The organism is Arthrobacter sp. B2I5 (assembly GCF_030816735.1).
Taxonomy (GTDB): Bacteria; Actinomycetota; Actinomycetes; order Actinomycetales; family Micrococcaceae; genus Arthrobacter.
This window is the reverse complement of record NZ_JAUSYF010000001.1, coordinates 4,342,810-4,357,371: the sequence shown is the minus strand read 5'-3', so window position 1 is coordinate 4,357,371 and position 14,562 is coordinate 4,342,810. Positions and strand designations below refer to the sequence as shown.

General features: G+C 66.2%; 16 protein-coding genes. 2 read left to right on the top strand and 14 right to left on the bottom strand.

The window, feature by feature from the left end; genetic code table 11:
* A complete protein-coding gene (locus QFZ60_RS20270) occupies nt 1-546 on the top strand; it encodes a MarR family winged helix-turn-helix transcriptional regulator (protein WP_307092822.1) in 546 nt (181 codons plus the stop codon).
* A gap of 86 nt (nt 547-632) precedes the next feature.
* Here the strand turns inward: QFZ60_RS20270 and QFZ60_RS20265 are convergent, their stop codons facing one another.
* The 12 genes from QFZ60_RS20265 to QFZ60_RS20210 all read right to left on the bottom strand — a co-directional run bounded on the left by QFZ60_RS20265 (nt 633) and on the right by QFZ60_RS20210 (nt 11,421).
* Nucleotides 633-920 (bottom strand): hypothetical protein, encoded by a 288-nt coding sequence (locus tag QFZ60_RS20265; protein ID WP_307092821.1) that lies wholly within the window; start codon nt 918-920, stop codon nt 633-635.
* Nucleotides 921-970: 50 nt separating this feature from the next.
* Entirely contained in the window at nt 971-2,107 is a 1,137-nt protein-coding gene (locus QFZ60_RS20260) for a Vms1/Ankzf1 family peptidyl-tRNA hydrolase (protein ID WP_307092819.1), read from the bottom strand.
* Nucleotides 2,104-2,319 (bottom strand): hypothetical protein, encoded by a 216-nt coding sequence (locus QFZ60_RS20255; protein ID WP_142118705.1) that lies wholly within the window; start codon nt 2,317-2,319, stop codon nt 2,104-2,106. The genes QFZ60_RS20260 and QFZ60_RS20255 overlap by 4 nt, the downstream gene beginning before the upstream one ends.
* Before the next feature lie 105 nt (nt 2,320-2,424).
* Complete coding sequence (locus QFZ60_RS20250; protein ID WP_307092817.1) at nt 2,425-2,769, bottom strand: hypothetical protein; 345 nt, start codon at nt 2,767-2,769, stop codon at nt 2,425-2,427.
* A 22-nt stretch (nt 2,770-2,791) separates the two neighbouring features.
* Nucleotides 2,792-4,042, bottom strand: a complete 1,251-nt coding sequence (locus QFZ60_RS20245; protein WP_307092815.1) for a D-arabinono-1,4-lactone oxidase — start codon at nt 4,040-4,042, stop codon at nt 2,792-2,794.
* A gap of 42 nt (nt 4,043-4,084) precedes the next feature.
* Entirely contained in the window at nt 4,085-4,993 is a 909-nt protein-coding gene (locus QFZ60_RS20240; protein WP_307092814.1) for a pentapeptide repeat-containing protein, read from the bottom strand.
* Nucleotides 4,994-5,176: 183 nt separating this feature from the next.
* Nucleotides 5,177-6,949, bottom strand: coding sequence for an amidase (locus QFZ60_RS20235; RefSeq protein ID WP_307092812.1), 1,773 nt, complete (start codon nt 6,947-6,949; stop codon nt 5,177-5,179).
* Nucleotides 6,946-8,046, bottom strand: coding sequence for an agmatine/peptidylarginine deiminase (locus tag QFZ60_RS20230; protein ID WP_307092810.1), 1,101 nt, complete (start codon nt 8,044-8,046; stop codon nt 6,946-6,948). Before QFZ60_RS20230 ends, QFZ60_RS20235 begins: the two co-directional genes overlap by 4 nt.
* Nucleotides 8,047-8,092: 46 nt before the next feature.
* Complete coding sequence (locus QFZ60_RS20225) at nt 8,093-8,803, bottom strand: alpha/beta fold hydrolase (RefSeq protein ID WP_307092809.1); 711 nt, start codon at nt 8,801-8,803, stop codon at nt 8,093-8,095.
* Nucleotides 8,804-8,846: 43 nt separating this feature from the next.
* Complete coding sequence (gene rsgA / locus QFZ60_RS20220) at nt 8,847-10,040, bottom strand: ribosome small subunit-dependent GTPase A (RefSeq protein ID WP_307092808.1); 1,194 nt, start codon at nt 10,038-10,040, stop codon at nt 8,847-8,849.
* Between the two features lie 298 nt (nt 10,041-10,338).
* Nucleotides 10,339-11,088, bottom strand: a complete 750-nt coding sequence (locus tag QFZ60_RS20215) for a GAF and ANTAR domain-containing protein (protein ID WP_307092807.1) — start codon at nt 11,086-11,088, stop codon at nt 10,339-10,341.
* A gap of 96 nt (nt 11,089-11,184) precedes the next feature.
* Nucleotides 11,185-11,421: a zinc-ribbon domain-containing protein gene (locus QFZ60_RS20210; RefSeq protein ID WP_307092805.1), complete on the bottom strand. Its 237-nt coding sequence runs from the start codon at nt 11,419-11,421 to the stop codon at nt 11,185-11,187.
* Between the two features lie 144 nt (nt 11,422-11,565).
* On the opposite strand from QFZ60_RS20210, the gene QFZ60_RS20205 reads away from it, so the two are divergent.
* Complete coding sequence (locus QFZ60_RS20205) at nt 11,566-12,717, top strand: diguanylate cyclase (RefSeq protein ID WP_307093406.1); 1,152 nt, start codon at nt 11,566-11,568, stop codon at nt 12,715-12,717.
* Between the two features lie 33 nt (nt 12,718-12,750).
* Here the strand turns inward: QFZ60_RS20205 and QFZ60_RS20200 are convergent, their stop codons facing one another.
* A complete protein-coding gene (locus QFZ60_RS20200) occupies nt 12,751-13,866 on the bottom strand; it encodes a Gfo/Idh/MocA family protein (protein ID WP_307092804.1) in 1,116 nt (371 codons plus the stop codon).
* Nucleotides 13,851-14,549: a ThuA domain-containing protein gene (locus tag QFZ60_RS20195; protein WP_307092802.1), complete on the bottom strand. Its 699-nt coding sequence runs from the start codon at nt 14,547-14,549 to the stop codon at nt 13,851-13,853. Before QFZ60_RS20195 ends, QFZ60_RS20200 begins: the two co-directional genes overlap by 16 nt.
* Nucleotides 14,550-14,562: the final 13 nt, after the last annotated feature.

Genomic DNA, 14,562 nt, shown 5'->3' with positions numbered 1-14,562 from the left:
ATGACCAGCAATCTCGATCCGGACGCCCGGAGCAGCTACCGCCTTATCACTTTGGCGGCGCGGCTGATCCAGCGGCGCCAGGACGATGCACTGGCCCCCCTTGGCCTCACCCGTGCCGCTGTTATTGCACTGGAAGGCCTGATGGGGGGCCCACTGAACCAGGAACAGCTCGCCGACGCGATCCGGGTCCAAAGCCAGACGCTGGGCCGGGTCCTCACGAGGCTTGAAGCCACCGGACTCATCACCAGGATGCGCCACGCTTCGGACCGAAGGCAGCTGAAGGTGGAGCTCACCGATGCCGGCGTTGCCGCCGTTGAAGCCGCACGGAAGGCAGAGGTCAACGCTTATCCGGATGACCCGGAGATTGCCTGGAATGTACTCCGGGAGGAGCTGACGAAGTTTGTCCGCGCAGTACCACCGGGCCGCGATACCGGCGTTGTCCCGTTTGCCCCGCCCGAACACCGGGCCGGGCACGGGCACGCGCACCGGCCGCAGGCCGGGCGGGCAGGCGGCGCGCGGAGCTGGGACCAGCCCCGCCAGAACTGAACTCCTTGCCGGACCCGGCGGTCCGGCCGGAATCATCAGCAGGAAAAAACAGTGGCCGGACCTTTCGGACCGGCCACTGCTTCTACTCAACTCTTGTCTTCCTGCTCTTCCTCCAGCAGCCCCCGCTGCGCCAGGTCGGCGGCATCGGCTGCCTCCGGGGGCAAGGGATCCGTTGCCGGGGGAACGTCGTCCGGCGCATAATCAGCCAGGCCCGCCGCAACCCGCTCCTGTTCGACGGCCCGCTGGTAATCGTCGTCGTCCACGTCCTCCGGCATCTTGCCGTGGCCGGTGCGGGTGGGGTTCGGAAGCGCATCCTCCTCCGGGACTATCACGGTGTCGAGGACATCATCACGGTTTTCATCTGCAGTGCTCATGGTCACCTTCCACTCGTTGGGTTCTTCCAGGAACGGGGCCGTATGGCCTATTACGACGACGGGACGTCCGGTCCCGAGGACCAGCGCAGCAGTGCCGCCACGTCGACGCCCTTCGGCAGGACCGGCCCGGGAACCAGGAGAACACGGGCGTCAGTGAGGGCTGCTGCCCGCAACAGGGCGGCAGGGGCCGGAACTTCACCAAGGATTCCCGCCGCCAGGGCTTCCTCCTTGGCGGTGGCAATCCACGGTTCGGCATCCAGTGCCAGCATGGTCCGCTGGGACAAGGCGGCGTCATCGAGGATCAGGACATCCACCTGTGCCTGCTGGAGTGCGTGGACCACGGCTCCAACACCATGGGCCGCCTCCGGATTCGCCTGGCCCTCCTGGACCGCAAGCCTGTCCATCACCGACTGCTGCTCCTCAGCCCAGACCTCGGCCACCCGCTGGCTGACCTGGTCCTCCAGGTTGCTGCTGTCCGCCCCGGCGGTGTGGGTGTGGGAATCGACGATGGACACCAGTGCCTGGGCAGCTTTGGAAAGTTGCTCCTGCACCAGCCCGCGGGCATGGATGTCGCCGGCGAGAACAATCAGCCGCGCACCGCTGTTGTCCGCCAGCCGGTCGATTTCGCCTGCCACTTCATCTGCGTTCCGGCGCCAGACGTCCTCCGTATGGTGCTGGAAGCGCAGGTGGGACCAGCCACCGCCCTGGAACTTCTTTATGTGCTCGGACTCACCCTCCACTTCCTGAACGCTGGTGGGTGCACCGGCGCCGGCGCGGTACAGCCGGATTTCCCCATGCTCGCGGCTGACTTCAGCCACGATGTAGGCAAACTCCTCGGGCTGGTGCTTCAGCAGCGGGAGCAGGTCCGGGACGGGGTCCACTGCCAGCCGCTCCGGGAGGACGAGTTCGCCGGGAAGCACCTCATTGAGTTCAGTTTTTCCGCCATGGACCAGGACGAACCTGGACACGGGGGATGGCACTCCGGTTGCAGGTTTCAGGGCCTGTTCCATGGCGTCGACGTCAGCCGGCGCTGCACCCTGTGCTTCAAGCTGGGCCCGGGTGTTTCCGGGGCGGACATCGCCGGCTTCCAGGCTGTCCACCGTTCCGGTTCCGGCGTCCACGTAGGCGGTGCACCAGGGGCCGGGGAGGCGGTACAGGTCTGCGTATTTTTGCAGGCTGGTGGTCACTGTTCCCCCTCCTCGTCGTCGAGAGGGTCTGGTGCCGCCACAGGATTCAAGGCTTCCTGCACCTCCGCGGGATCCGTGTCATCGGGGAAGGGCTCTGTTTCGCGCCATTCCTCCGCATGGGGCGGTTGGTTTCCGTGCACCACCCCCTGCGTTTCATGCTTCATCTGGTCATCCAGATTCTGGCCATGGGTGGTGTTGCCGCGTTCTGCCATGACGATCTCCTTCGCGCGTGAATTAGTATCACAGGCTTACTAGTTCGTCACTTCACCGTAGCACCAAGACGGTGCCGGCTAAAGGGGTAAAACGAGGCTTCCCCGTCAGGCCTGGCAGGCATCCTTGAGGGCCCGGACGGACTCTGTTGGCACTTGGTCGCCGGACTCCGCGATCTGGCCCAACGGCGTCGTAATTTCCGCCGGAACCCCTGCTGTCCGTGCTGCCGAGACGAGGCCTCCCAGCACCTGGCGGTCCTCCACGCTGACCAGGCCGTCCTGTACCACCGCGCAGATTTGCCGGTTGACCTCCTGGGCGGCGGCCGAGGCAACCTTGGAGGCGGCGTCACTGGCCGCGTTGCCGGCGGCCTCCTCCACGGCACCACATCCGGTCAGCAGCAACAGGGCGGTGGACAGGGAAGCGGCGGTAACGACGGCGGCGCGGAAAGTCATGCCTCCAGCGTACCGGCGGTGGCTAGCGGCGGGCTGGGACGCCCAGGATGCCGTCCAGGAGTGCGTTCCGGAATTTACCGTCCGGATCATGGCCGGCGGCAAAGGAACGGAAGTCGGCGAAGCGCGGGTACAGCGTCTCCCAGTCGTGTCCTTCCGGGGTGAACAGCTTGCCCCAGTGCGGGCGGGCCCCGAAAGGCCGGAGGGCCTCTTCCAGGACCGGGAGGAAGGCTTCCACTTCCGGCTGCAGCGGTTTCCAGGTGAAATGCAGGGCCACGCTCTGCTGCCGGTAGAACGGGCTAAGCCAGAACTCATCTGCCGCGCCCGTGCGGATTTCCGAGACGAAGAGCAGTGGTGCCAGTTGTCCGGCCAGGCTGCGGACCGCCTGGAGGGCGGCGGGGGCGTGCTCCAGGGGAAGGATGAACTCGCTTTGCAGTTCGTCGCCGTTGCTGGGTGTGAATTCGTGCCGGAAGTGCGGCAGCCGGTCCAGCCACAGCCCCGGTTCATCCAGCTGTGCCGTGCAGTTCTCGGCCGACATGTCCGGCAGCGGGTGCCGCGGGTTGAGGGCGGCGGTGGCGCCGAACAGGTTGGCGAGCGGCTGCTCTTCATCAAGTGCCTTGAGCCAGACCTGGTTGATCCTGTCGCCGGCGTAGTCCGTAAACAGGCTCACGCTGTAGGCGCTGGACACGATGGTGCTGAAATCCGCCAGGGCGTTGTCCCACGGAAGATCCTCCAGGACGCGCTGGCGCATCCTGAAACTGGGACGCACGGCCAGCTCCAGTCCGGTGACAATGCCCAGGGAGCCGATGCCCACCACGCTGGCAAGGAACTCGTCCCCGTCCGCCCGGGTGAGCGTGACCTGCTCGCCGGAGGCCCGGACCAGGTCGATGGACTCCACGGCGCCGGCAAGTGAAGGGTTGTCCACCCCGGAGCCGTGCGTGCCGGTCTGCACCGCACCGGCCACCGAGATGTGCGGCAGCGAGGCCAGGTTGTGGATGGCAACCCCGGACTCCTCCAACGTCCGGCACAACGCCCCGTAGCTCACCCCGCCACTGACGCGCACGGTGCCCTTGTTTGCGTCCAGTTCCACCTGCTGCGGCAGGGCATCGAGGAGGACGTGCAGGCCGTCGGTATCACCTACCCGGTTGAAGGAGTGCCGGGAACCCAGGGCCTTGACCCGGGGGGCGGCCGCCACGATGTCCGCCAGTTCCGCTACGGATTCCGGCCGCCGGACGTCCGCGGAGGAGTATTCGAGGTTTCCTGCCCAGTTCTTCATTGATGGCTTTCGCTTGGGGTCGGTTTCCTCCAACTGTCAGCGCTAACAATCTCCGCTGTCAAGAAGCTTCCATGGTGCGGGCGGGGATGCACTGCCCGCACCCAGCCAGTGGCCGGGCCGCTCAAGACCGGCGGGCAGACGGGTGGAAGCGCTGCCGCGGGCGGCGGTAATTTGTGCCTGGGTGAGGAAGAGCGTGTCGGTGAGGTCGGCGTCGTCGAACCTCGCATCCCGCAGGTCGGCCCCCAGCAGGTCCGTCGCGGCAAGGTCCGCGCCCCGGAAATCCGCGGCAATCAGGCACGCGCCGCGAAGGTTGGCGCCGCAGAGCGCCACGCCGCGTAGGTCTGCTCCCGCCAGATCCGCACCAGGCTGCAGGCAGCCCAGGCACGGGCCGTCGTCGAAGTAGCCCGCGCGGACCTCCTCGCTGACCCCGCGCAGTGCGTCGCCTACCTGAATGTGCAGGGATCCGATGTCGGCGGCCAGGACGACATCGATGGGACCCTCTGCAACTTCCCGGACCATGGCCTGCAGGTGGCGCACATCCCCGGCAGTATCCGGGCCGTAGGCCTTCGCTTCCGCCTGGCCAAGGAGCCATCGCATTTCGTGCAGCTGGCGCAGGACTTTGAAGGCCGCGAACATATCCGGCGCCAATGCGGGGTCCTCCCGCCAGCTGGTGCCGCCGAACAGCCGCTGGCTGACGGCCTGGCCGGCGCCGAAGCAGTCAAAGACCGTGCAGCCAACAAAACCGCGGGGCCTGAGCCGGTCATGGATGGTGCAGGAAAAGTCCGCTGCCAGGTTGGGGCATGGCGTGGCCGGCGGTTTGTCGATGGCGAAGTCCGCGGACCGGGTGAACCCGAAGGCCGTGCAGCACAATGCAAAACACTGTGAACAGTCAGGCCGAAGGGCGGCTTGGCCGGGGGAGGTGGCAGCGGAAGGAGGGGTGGTGGGTTTCAAGATGGCTCCCGAGGGTGGTTCCGGTAGGGGTGCGGGACGGAGGGGAACCCATGGCTGGGTTCCCCTCCGGGACACGCGGAATCACCGTTCCTGCTTGGAATGACGGGAACTGCGGACTGCTGGACATCAAAGGCAATGGATGAGAATCACTGCGTCCAGAGTATCCGCTGCTGCGGGGATCGGTCAGTCGTTTTTGGTATCTCCTGCGGGCGTGGTGCGCGGCGGCGCAACGCGACGGCTTCCGGTGGCCTCAAAGGCCGCCGCCAACCGGAGCAGTTGGGTGTCGCTGTAGGCCCTGCCGGCAATGGTGAGGCCCACGGGCATCCCGAGGTCGGAAGCGATGCCCATGGGAACCGTGACCGTGGGGATGCCGAGGTGGCGCGGAACCAGGTTTCCGTTGGCAACCCAAACGCCGTTGCGCCAGGCGATGTCTGCAGAGCCTTCATTGACATCCGCGTCCGCTGGCGCCACGTCGGCGGCTGCCGGGAACACCACTGCATCCAGGCCCAGCCGGTCCATCCACTCCTCCAGGTCCACCCTGCGGGTCTCCTCGAGTCCCGCCAGGCCTTGGGGCAGGTGCGGAATATCGGCCAGGACGGGAACCCCGTTGTCTCGGATCCAGGCAGGGTAGTCCGCGATGTCGTCGTCGAACCCGTCATACCGGTCCGGCAGCGCGCCCTCGGGGGTTGGGAAGATGGCGGAACTGTCGACGTCGGCAAGCCGGTTCAGGCCCGGGTCGCCGTTGGCCTCGAGGAAGTCATTCCACGCCCACGCGGACAGGTCCACGATCTCCCTCCGCAGGTATTCGGGTGGCACCAGTCCTCGCGTGGCAATGGTGGGCGCACCGGGCCGGTCGCCCTCATAGTTGGACACCACAGGGAAATCCACCTCCACAACGTCCGCGCCTGCGGCTTCCAGGTCACGGCGCGCCGCTTTCCACAGCTCCAGGATGGACGGGCGTGTTTCGATCCGCTGGCCTGTGGGGCCGCCGATGCCCGGCGCCTCCGACGTCCCGGCCTCCGGATCCGCGTTGATGTACATGCGGGGGATACCGAAGCATTTACCCGCCAGCGCGCCTACGGCCTCGGAAGCGTCCCGCACCGCGAGGTCAAGGTACGACGACGGGCGGACAGCGGATGCCTTGGGTACGGGAATCCAGGGCTGGACGCGCCAGAAATCCCCACGGGTCTCGGCATCGTCCGCCACCACCACGTCCAGGACTTCCAACAGGTCCGCCATGGTGCGCGTGTGCGGAACCACCACGTCCATGGTGGGGACAAGGGGCCAGTTGCCGCGGACGGAAATGACGCCGCGTGATGGGGTGTACGCGCAGAGCGCATTGTTCGACGCCGGTGCCCGCCCTGAGGACCAGGTTTCCTCTGCGAGTCCGAAAGCGGCGAAACTCGCGGCCGTGGCGGTACCGGAGCCATTGGATGACCCGGAGGCGAAGGCCGCAGTGAGGTAATCCTCGTTGTAGGGGCTTTCCGCCCGCCCATATACTCCACGCTGCATACCTCCGTTGGCCATGGGCGGCATGTTGGTGAGTCCGATCAGGACCGCCCCGCCGGCCCGCAGCTGTTCGATGGTGAAGGCGTCCTGTTGGGCCACCAGGTCCTTGAAGGCCGGTGAGCCGGCGGCGACGGTGAGACCCTGCACCTGGTAGCTGTCTTTCGCGGTGTAGGGGATGCCGTCGAGGGGGCTGAGCGTGAAGCCGGCAGCGCGGCGCCGGTCTGACGCCTGTGCATCGGCGATGACTTCCGGGTTCATCACCACCAGCGCGTTCAGGCGTATGCCCGAAGAGTCATACTTCTCGATGCGCGCAAGGTATAGCCGGACCAGCTCTTCGCTGGTCACCTGGCCGGAGTCAAGGGCGGCACGCAACTGCGCAATGCCGGCCTCCACAACCTCGAATGGTTCGCTGCGTGGCAGCGGAGCCTGCTTTTCGGCCAGCTTCACAGTGAGCCCCCGTCCATGGCTGCCGGCTGCTGCTGGGTAATGCAGTGGATGCCGCCGCCGAAGGCGAAGATGTCCCTGGCATCCACCAGCTCCACGGTCCTGCCAGGATAGGCGCGTTCCAGGATCCCGGCCGCAATGGCATCGTTGGGATCGTCGAAGCCGCAAAGCACCACCACGTCGTTGGCCACGTAGTGGTTGATGTAGGACCAGTCCACCCAGCCTTCCTCGTCGCGAAGGACTGTGGGTGCCGGAACGTCAATGATGCGCAGCGGGCGGCCCTGTGCGTCCAGTTGGCCGGCGAGGACGGTTTTCAGCTGCAGGTACACGGCGTGGTCGGGGTGGGCGGGATCGTCCTGGCGGTGCAGCAGGATGGTGCCGGGGCCGGCGAAGGCTGCCACGATGTCCACGTGGCCCCGGGTGCCGAACTCGTCGTAGTCCCGGGTCAATCCGCGGGGAAGCCAGATGGCTTTGGTGGTGCCCAGGGCGGCGTGCACTTCTGCTTCCACTGAATCTTTGGTGGCGCCCGGATTGCGGCCCGGATCCAGCTGGACTGTCTCGGTCAACAGGACGGTGCCTTCACCGTCCACATGGAACCCGCCGCCTTCATTCACCAGGGGGCTTGGCCGGACGGGCACGCCGGCTCCCGCGGCCGCGGCCTGGGCCATGGCCTGGTCCTTGGTCCAGGCCGCCCACTCCTGCGCGCCCCAGCCATTGAAGATCCAGTCAACGGCAGCCAGTGAACCGTCCGGCTGATGCACGAACGTGGGGCCGCTGTCCCTCAGCCAGGCGTCATCGAGCGGAACGGCCATGACGTCGATGCCGCCGCCCAGCCATTCCCTTGCAGCTGTGGCGTCCCTTGGGTCAGCCACCACCGTAACGGGCTCGTACCGAGCGATGGTCTGGGCCACCCGGGTCCAGGCTGCACGTGCGCGGTCAAGGGTGGGGCTGCCTGCGGGGCCAAAGGTGTCATTTGGTGGGGGGAACGCCATCCAGGTGCGCTGGTGGGCCTCCCACTCTGCGGGCATGTGGGCAGCGGTGCCGGTGGAAACGTGGTCAAGGGCGGCGTTGTCCCCGACTGTGGAATAAATGAATGCCATTCATTTATTATGGGTTCCGGGCTGGCACGGCGCAAGAGTATTTCGTTCAGGGCGTGCCCGTCCGGTCCACCGCCGCCAGGATGGTATGCGCCAATTGGTCCGGTTTGGTGAACTGCGGCCAGTGCCCTGTTGGCAGGTCGACGAATTCCACCTCCCGTACCTTTGCCAGTTCCGCCACGAACGGATGGCCGGCCGCGATCCACTCCCGGAGCATGGCGGACGGGAATTCGCAGGCGATCACCGTGGCGGGCACGTTGTAGCGCCGCTCGTCATGCAGGTGCTGAATGCCGTATGCCACGCCCCGGGGCTCGGGAACAGCCCGGCCCCGGAAGTCCTGCCGCAGCCCGTCGTTGAGATCCACCAGGTCGGCGTCGTCAAAACTCTCCCAAGGAGGCAGCGGCACATCGTCCCCCTCCGCCGGCAGCTCATCGTTGATGACGCCGCCTTCCCCCAGCGGTCCGCTGTCGACGTAGATGGCGCGTTCCACCTTGCCCGGACGCGCATCCACCACCCCGTGAATGATGGCACCGCCGCCGGAGTGGCCCACCAGGACGGCCTTGGCCGGCAAGCCATCCAGGACCCGCACCACGGCGTCGACATGGTCCTGCAGGCTGATACCCGCGCGACTGGCCTCCGCCGATTCCTTGCCGGGAAGGGTAAGGGGGCGGGGGCGGTGCCCGGCTGCTTCCAGGGCAGGTGTCACCTCATCCCACGATGAGGCGTCCAACCAGAAACCGGGTACCAGGATGATGTCCATGACCGAACCCTACTCCCCGCCCCCGACACGGAAGCGTCTTGTCCTATCGCCTCCGCTTCCGGTCCTTGCCTCCCGTCCGGCTGCCGTGTTCGGATGCCTCGCGCTCTGCCCAGCGTTGTGATTTGCCCGCCGCAACCACTTTCTGCTGCCATTCCCGGTGGTAGGCGCGCTGGGCGGCGACGTCGGATCGGCGTGCCAGTGCCGCAAGTTCCCGCTGCATCTTCAGATAGGAGTTCCAGCGGCGTTCGGCCAAGGCGCCGCTGTCGATCGCTTCGCGGACCGCGCAGCCGGGCTCACTACCGTGCGCGCAGTCAGCGAACCGGCAACCGGCGGCCAGTTCCTCGACGTCGCCGAACATCCCGTCCAGCCCTTCGCCGGCGTCGAACAGCCCAAACCCGCGCACGCCGGGCGTGTCCATCAGCACCGTCCCGTTGGACAGCGGCACCAGCTCCCTGGCAGTGGTGGTGTGCTTGCCCTTGAAATCTCCGGACCGCACCTCCCCGGTTTCCTGGACCTGGCGGCCCACCAACGCATTGATCAACGTGGATTTGCCGACGCCGGAAGGCCCCAGGAGCACTATGGTCCCGCCAGGCGGAATCTGCCCCATCAGTTCGTCGATCCCGTCCCCGCTTTCCGCCGACGTGGTGACCACCTCCACACCTGCCGCCTGCAGAATGACTTTCCCGACGACATCGTCCGCCACCTCCGCCAGGTCTGCCTTGGTGATGATCACCAGGGGAGTGGCGCCGGAATCCCATGCGGCGACGAGGGTCCGTTCCAGCCGGTTGTGCGTGAGGGGCCGGTCCACGGGCACCACCACGCCCACCGTGTCCATGTTGGCGGCCAGGACCTGGGCGGCGGAGGAGTCCTCGAAGGCCCGTTTGCGGCTAAGTTCGGAGCGGCGCGGGAGGACGGCCAGGATTTGCCGGTCGCCCGCCCGGTTGGGGCCGATCCAGACCCAGTCACCGGTGACGGCCTGCGCGCCGGACAGGGGGTATGGCAGGTGCAGGAGCCCGTCGTCGACGGCAACGAGCAGCAGGGTGCGGTCCACGCGCACCACCCGTCCGGGTGCAGTTGCCCCCGGGCAGGGGTGCTGATGGAAATAGCGTGCGACGGCGGGCGTGTAGCCGTAAGCGGACAGGCCTCCGCCTTGCTTGGGAGCGCTGTTTGCGGTGCTGACTGCGTCTACGTCTGGGTTGTTGGTGGCGTCCAGGGGGTTGCCTGAAGAAGTATGCACTGTGGTTTCCTTGGATATCCCCGGTGCACTGGCAGGTGGACGCGCAGCGTCAGGAAACGCGAGTGCAGCCGGGCAGGATGGTTGATGTGGTGGATGCGGGGCGCTCAGGGCGCGCGGCAACAGCAGTCATCAAAACCACCCCCATTCCCTCGTGCGGGTTCCCGTCCTCCTGCCGGGAAGCGGCAGGGCGGTACCGCGTCCCACTCTAGCGGCCGCCGGCGGCGTGGGCTAGAGGTGGAAGTTTTCCGTTATCACCGGGCGGCGGTTCGCGCGGCAACGCCGGCGGGGGCAGGTCCGCCTATTCCTCGAAATGCGTGAGCAACGATGCGTTGGGCGACACGGACTCCACCACTCCGGCCGCAACGTCCCGGAGCTTGGCATTGCGTGAGCTTGAGGCTTTCCTCAGCACGGTCAGGGCAGCCTCCTGGCTGCACCGGTTCTGTGCCATGATGACGCCAACGGCTACATCGATTGCCGTGCGGCCCTTCATTGCTGCTTCCAGGTTGTCCCGCGCCTCCTGCAGCCGGGCCAGCCGCAGCCCCAACCGCAGGGTCTTGGACGACTGCTCCGCGAACAGTTCAGCCCTGGCGATATCACTGCCCGCAAAACCATGGATCCGCGAGGCGTAAATGTTCAGCGCCGCGGTGGAATCGCCCTCGAGCTGCAAAGGCACAGCGAGGATTGAACCCACGGCATGGTCTGCTACAGCGCGGATGTACTGGGGCCAGCGATCTTCACGGGACACATCCGGGACGTGGACGCTGGTCCCGGTCCGCATTGCCGACAGGCACGGGCCGTCGCCGAAGGCGTACTGCAGTTCGTCCATGGTCCGGGCCCTGGCGGTGCTGCAGGCCACGGTGACAGGTTTCTTGTGGCGGACCACGCTGAGATTGCAGAAGATTTGGGCGCCCCTGGGGGACAGGAGGGAAGCGGAAAAGATTGCCAGCTCCTGGAAGAACTCTTCGGCATCAGAGGTTTCCAGCACCAAATCCTGCAGCCGCGAGGCGACGCTGTCCTGCAATTCCAGGGGGATGGAGAAAGCGTCCACGGCACGTCCTTAGGCGGTTCTTCAGCAACTTCCAGGTTGCGTGTGAAGACGCCCACTTCCAAACGTTCGATTCCACCCTACCTTGCCCACCAACTTCTACCGCCGAAGCTCCAGCGCCCGCTTCTGCCGGGCGGTGATGGACGAGACATAGCCGCAGTTGCTGCAGGTAATCCGGAATTTCCGCGACACCGTGAGCACTGGAATGAAGAACAGGGTGAACCTGGTGGCCTGCTCCTCCAGGAGATGGTAGACGAAGGCCCCGCAGTTACTGCAGGTTGCCGCCCTCCCGGGGAGTGCCTTGTGGACGGTCTTGAAACCGAAAAGAAGGAGCATGGCATGCCTTTCGTGGTGCCCGTTGTTACCTGCCAGCCTAGGTGGGTTTGAGGAGTGCCGGCGGGGGTACGAGGTCTTCTGCACCATGTTGGTGGATGCAATACTTGCGTGAGCAACATCGGGGCTTTGGGGGGCTACTGGCAGATGGTTCTGGATACGGCGACCCTGCGCATCGCTTTTGGCCTCATGGCCCTTGTCCTGGTGGTCCTCTTCTACTTTTCCGCTTACCGGTTGACGCGCTCGCCCTACAGCGCTTGGTGGTGTGGAGCCCTGCTGTTCTTCCTGTCCGGGTCAGGCTGCTTCCTCCTGGACGGCACACCCCACCAGGTGTGGGCCAACCCGGTGGGGAACACCCTGCTGGTACATGGTGGTGTTGCCGTGTGGGCCGGGGCGCGCTCCCTGCGGACCGTGCGGCCGCCCAAGTGGGCCTTCACAGGCATTCCGCTGGTTACCCTGGTGGCCTCCCTGCTGGATCATCCGGCCACCAACACTTGGTCCGGCGGCCCCGTGTTCCTCGCCGCCATGAGCCTGACCATCGGCCTGGCGTCACGTGAGCTCTGGCGCCTTGAGCCCGGTTATTCACGGGTCCGGATTCCCATGGCCGTTGCTGCCGGAGGGCTCAGCGTTTTCTACCTCTTCCGATGGCTGGCATTCCTGGTGGTGGGCCCCAAGGCGCCACTCTTCGACGCCGTGTTTGGATCCGCCGTCACCACCCTGGTAACCATGGTGCTGCTGGTGGTGGTCTCCTTCAGCATGGCGGCGCTGAGCACCGAACAACAGACGCGCGCCCTGCGCGTGGTGGCCAGCCGGGACGATCTCACGGGGCTCCTGAACCGCAAGGCCTTCCTGGACCTGGCCGGGGAGCAACTGGCGGACCGTTCCATTACCGGCGGCTCAGGAGCCCTGATCCTGGCCGACCTTGACCACTTCAAGACCGTCAACGACACCTACGGCCATGCCGCCGGAGACCTCGCATTGCAGGCGTTCGCTGACGCCTGCGCTGCCACCGTGCGCTCCACTGACCTGACCGGGAGGTATGGCGGGGAGGAGTTCGTCATCCTGGTGCCGGGGGCAAGTGCAGAACGGGCCGAGACGATTGCCGGGGAAATCAGCAGGCGCATGGCCGGGGCGGCTGCGCCGGAGGGAATGGAAATGCCCACCGCGAGTTACGGCATTTCCACCTATGACGGCCGGACCTCGGATGTTGATGAGCTCATCGCCTCAGCGGATGCCGCCCTGTACCGAGCCAAATCCCTGGGCCGGAACCGCGCCGCCCGCAGCGATGGAGTGCACTAGCTCCAATGCGACGGGCGGCGCGGTTCCCGATGGCTACTTGGCCTGAAGGGCGTCCGCCTGCTCGGCCAGGACGGTCAGCGCCACACTTTCCGGCCGCTCAACCGTGCTCTGGATGCTCACCGTCATGCCGCTGTGTGCGGCCTTCAGGACAGATTCCATGACCTCCAGGGCATGGTAGGCCAGTGCCCCGCCCGCCCTGGGTTCCTTGCCCTCGGGGGTGGCGGCCAGGTCCGCGATGCCGAACCCGCGTCCGGAATCGACGTACCCTGCCGAAACGGGAAGGGTTTCCCAATCCTCGGCGCCCAGGGAGAACAGCTGGACGTCACCGTCAAAGTGGTTGGGGTCCGGCACCACCAGGGATCCGCGCTCGCCGTGGATCTCGATGTTGGGAGACTTGGACTTCACGGCGTCGAAGCTCATGAAAAGGGTGGAGAGCGCGCCGGAGGCGTGGACCAGGATGCCCGTGACGTGGGAGTCGATGGTGACGGGTACCTTCTCCCCCTGTCTTGGCCCGGATCCGATGGTCCGCTCATTGCGGGTGTGGCTGGCCGCGCCCAGCACCGACACAACGGGACCCAGCAGCGTCACCAGGGCGGTGACGTAGTAGGGGCCCATGTCCAAAAGGGGACCGCCGCCCGGCTGGTAGTAAAAGTCCGGGTTTGGGTGCCAGCGCTCGTGGCCGGGGGTCACCATGGTGGCAGACGCCGAGATGGGGGCCCCGATCAGGCCATCATCGATGGCTTTGCGGGCGGTCTGTATGCCGGTGCCCAGTACAGTGTCCGGAGCACAGCCGACGACGACGCCTGCCTGGCGTGCCGCGTCCAGCACCTGGCGTGCCTCCGCAGTTGTGGCGGCCAGGGGCTTCTCACCATAGACGCTCTTTCCGGCGGCGATCGCTTTCAGCGCCACGTCCGCATGCGCTGCCGGGATGGTCAGGTTCAGGACCAGGTCCACGTCATCTGCGGCGAGCAGTTCCTCCACGGACAGGGCGCGGACGCCGTCGTAATCGTCCGCCACTGCCTGGGCGCGGGCCGGATCGAGGTCCGCCACGGCTACCAGCCGGACCTGGTCCAGCCGGCGGAAATTGGTGAGGTACTGGGCGATGATGGCTCCGCAGCCAATGATTCCGATTTTCAACGGCTTGCCCACAGCAGGCCCCTTTCAATGATGGTGCGTACGTTCGGGTCCTGGAGGATTTCCACGCGGTGGCCTGGGGTGGCCACGAAGATGCGGCCCTTGCCCCATTGGCGGGTCCAGATGGCGGGGGATGTTACTTCCCGGTGCCAGGGGTCCCACTCACGGACTTTCTGGGTGGTGGTGGCAAGGACATCGATGTAGTCGTCGGAGAGGACCCAGTATTGCTCGGTTACCAGGTCGAAGTCCTTGATGCCCTGGGTGATGGGGTGTTCGGCGGCGGCGGGCAGCATGTTGACCGTGTAGGGAACGTAGTTGTCCGACTGCTCGCCGATGCACTCGTCCGGGTGCTTGCCGGGATGGCAGGCGAACTGGCCGCCGATCAGGTGCAGGTAGTCGGAGGTGTTCCGGTAGGAATCGGCGATCCCACCGTGCCAGCCCGCCAGGCCGGTGCCGTTCGCCACGGCTGTCCGCAGTCCGGCGAACTCGTCTTTCTCAATGGTGGACATGGTCATGCACTGCATGATCAGGTCCACGCCGGCCATGTAGGCGGCGTCGGCGTAGACCTTGGGGGATTCCTCCACCCGGACGTCATAGCCGTTGTCGTTGAGATACGGGATGAAGAGCTCGGTGGCCTCATACGGCTGGTGGCCGTCCCAGCCGCCGCGGACCACCAGGGCGTTCTTGCGTTCTGTCATTGAAGTTTCCTTT

What these genes read in the sequence shown, in the direction of transcription:
- QFZ60_RS20270 (WP_307092822.1), top strand. Translation starts at nt 1, where the DNA reads ATGACCAGCAATCTCGATCCGGACGCCCGGAGCAGCTACCGCCTTATC.
- QFZ60_RS20265 (WP_307092821.1), bottom strand. Translation starts at nt 920, where the DNA reads ATGAGCACTGCAGATGAAAACCGTGATGATGTCCTCGACACCGTGATA.
- QFZ60_RS20255 (WP_142118705.1), bottom strand. Translation starts at nt 2,319, where the DNA reads ATGGCAGAACGCGGCAACACCACCCATGGCCAGAATCTGGATGACCAG.
- QFZ60_RS20250 (WP_307092817.1), bottom strand. Translation starts at nt 2,769, where the DNA reads ATGACTTTCCGCGCCGCCGTCGTTACCGCCGCTTCCCTGTCCACCGCC.
- QFZ60_RS20245 (WP_307092815.1), bottom strand. Translation starts at nt 4,042, where the DNA reads ATGAAGAACTGGGCAGGAAACCTCGAATACTCCTCCGCGGACGTCCGG.
- QFZ60_RS20230 (WP_307092810.1), bottom strand. Translation starts at nt 8,046, where the DNA reads ATGGCATTCATTTATTCCACAGTCGGGGACAACGCCGCCCTTGACCAC.
- QFZ60_RS20225 (WP_307092809.1), bottom strand. Translation starts at nt 8,803, where the DNA reads ATGGACATCATCCTGGTACCCGGTTTCTGGTTGGACGCCTCATCGTGG.
- QFZ60_RS20210 (WP_307092805.1), bottom strand. Translation starts at nt 11,421, where the DNA reads ATGCTCCTTCTTTTCGGTTTCAAGACCGTCCACAAGGCACTCCCCGGG.
- QFZ60_RS20205 (WP_307093406.1), top strand. Translation starts at nt 11,566, where the DNA reads ATGGTTCTGGATACGGCGACCCTGCGCATCGCTTTTGGCCTCATGGCC.
- QFZ60_RS20195 (WP_307092802.1), bottom strand. Translation starts at nt 14,549, where the DNA reads ATGACAGAACGCAAGAACGCCCTGGTGGTCCGCGGCGGCTGGGACGGC.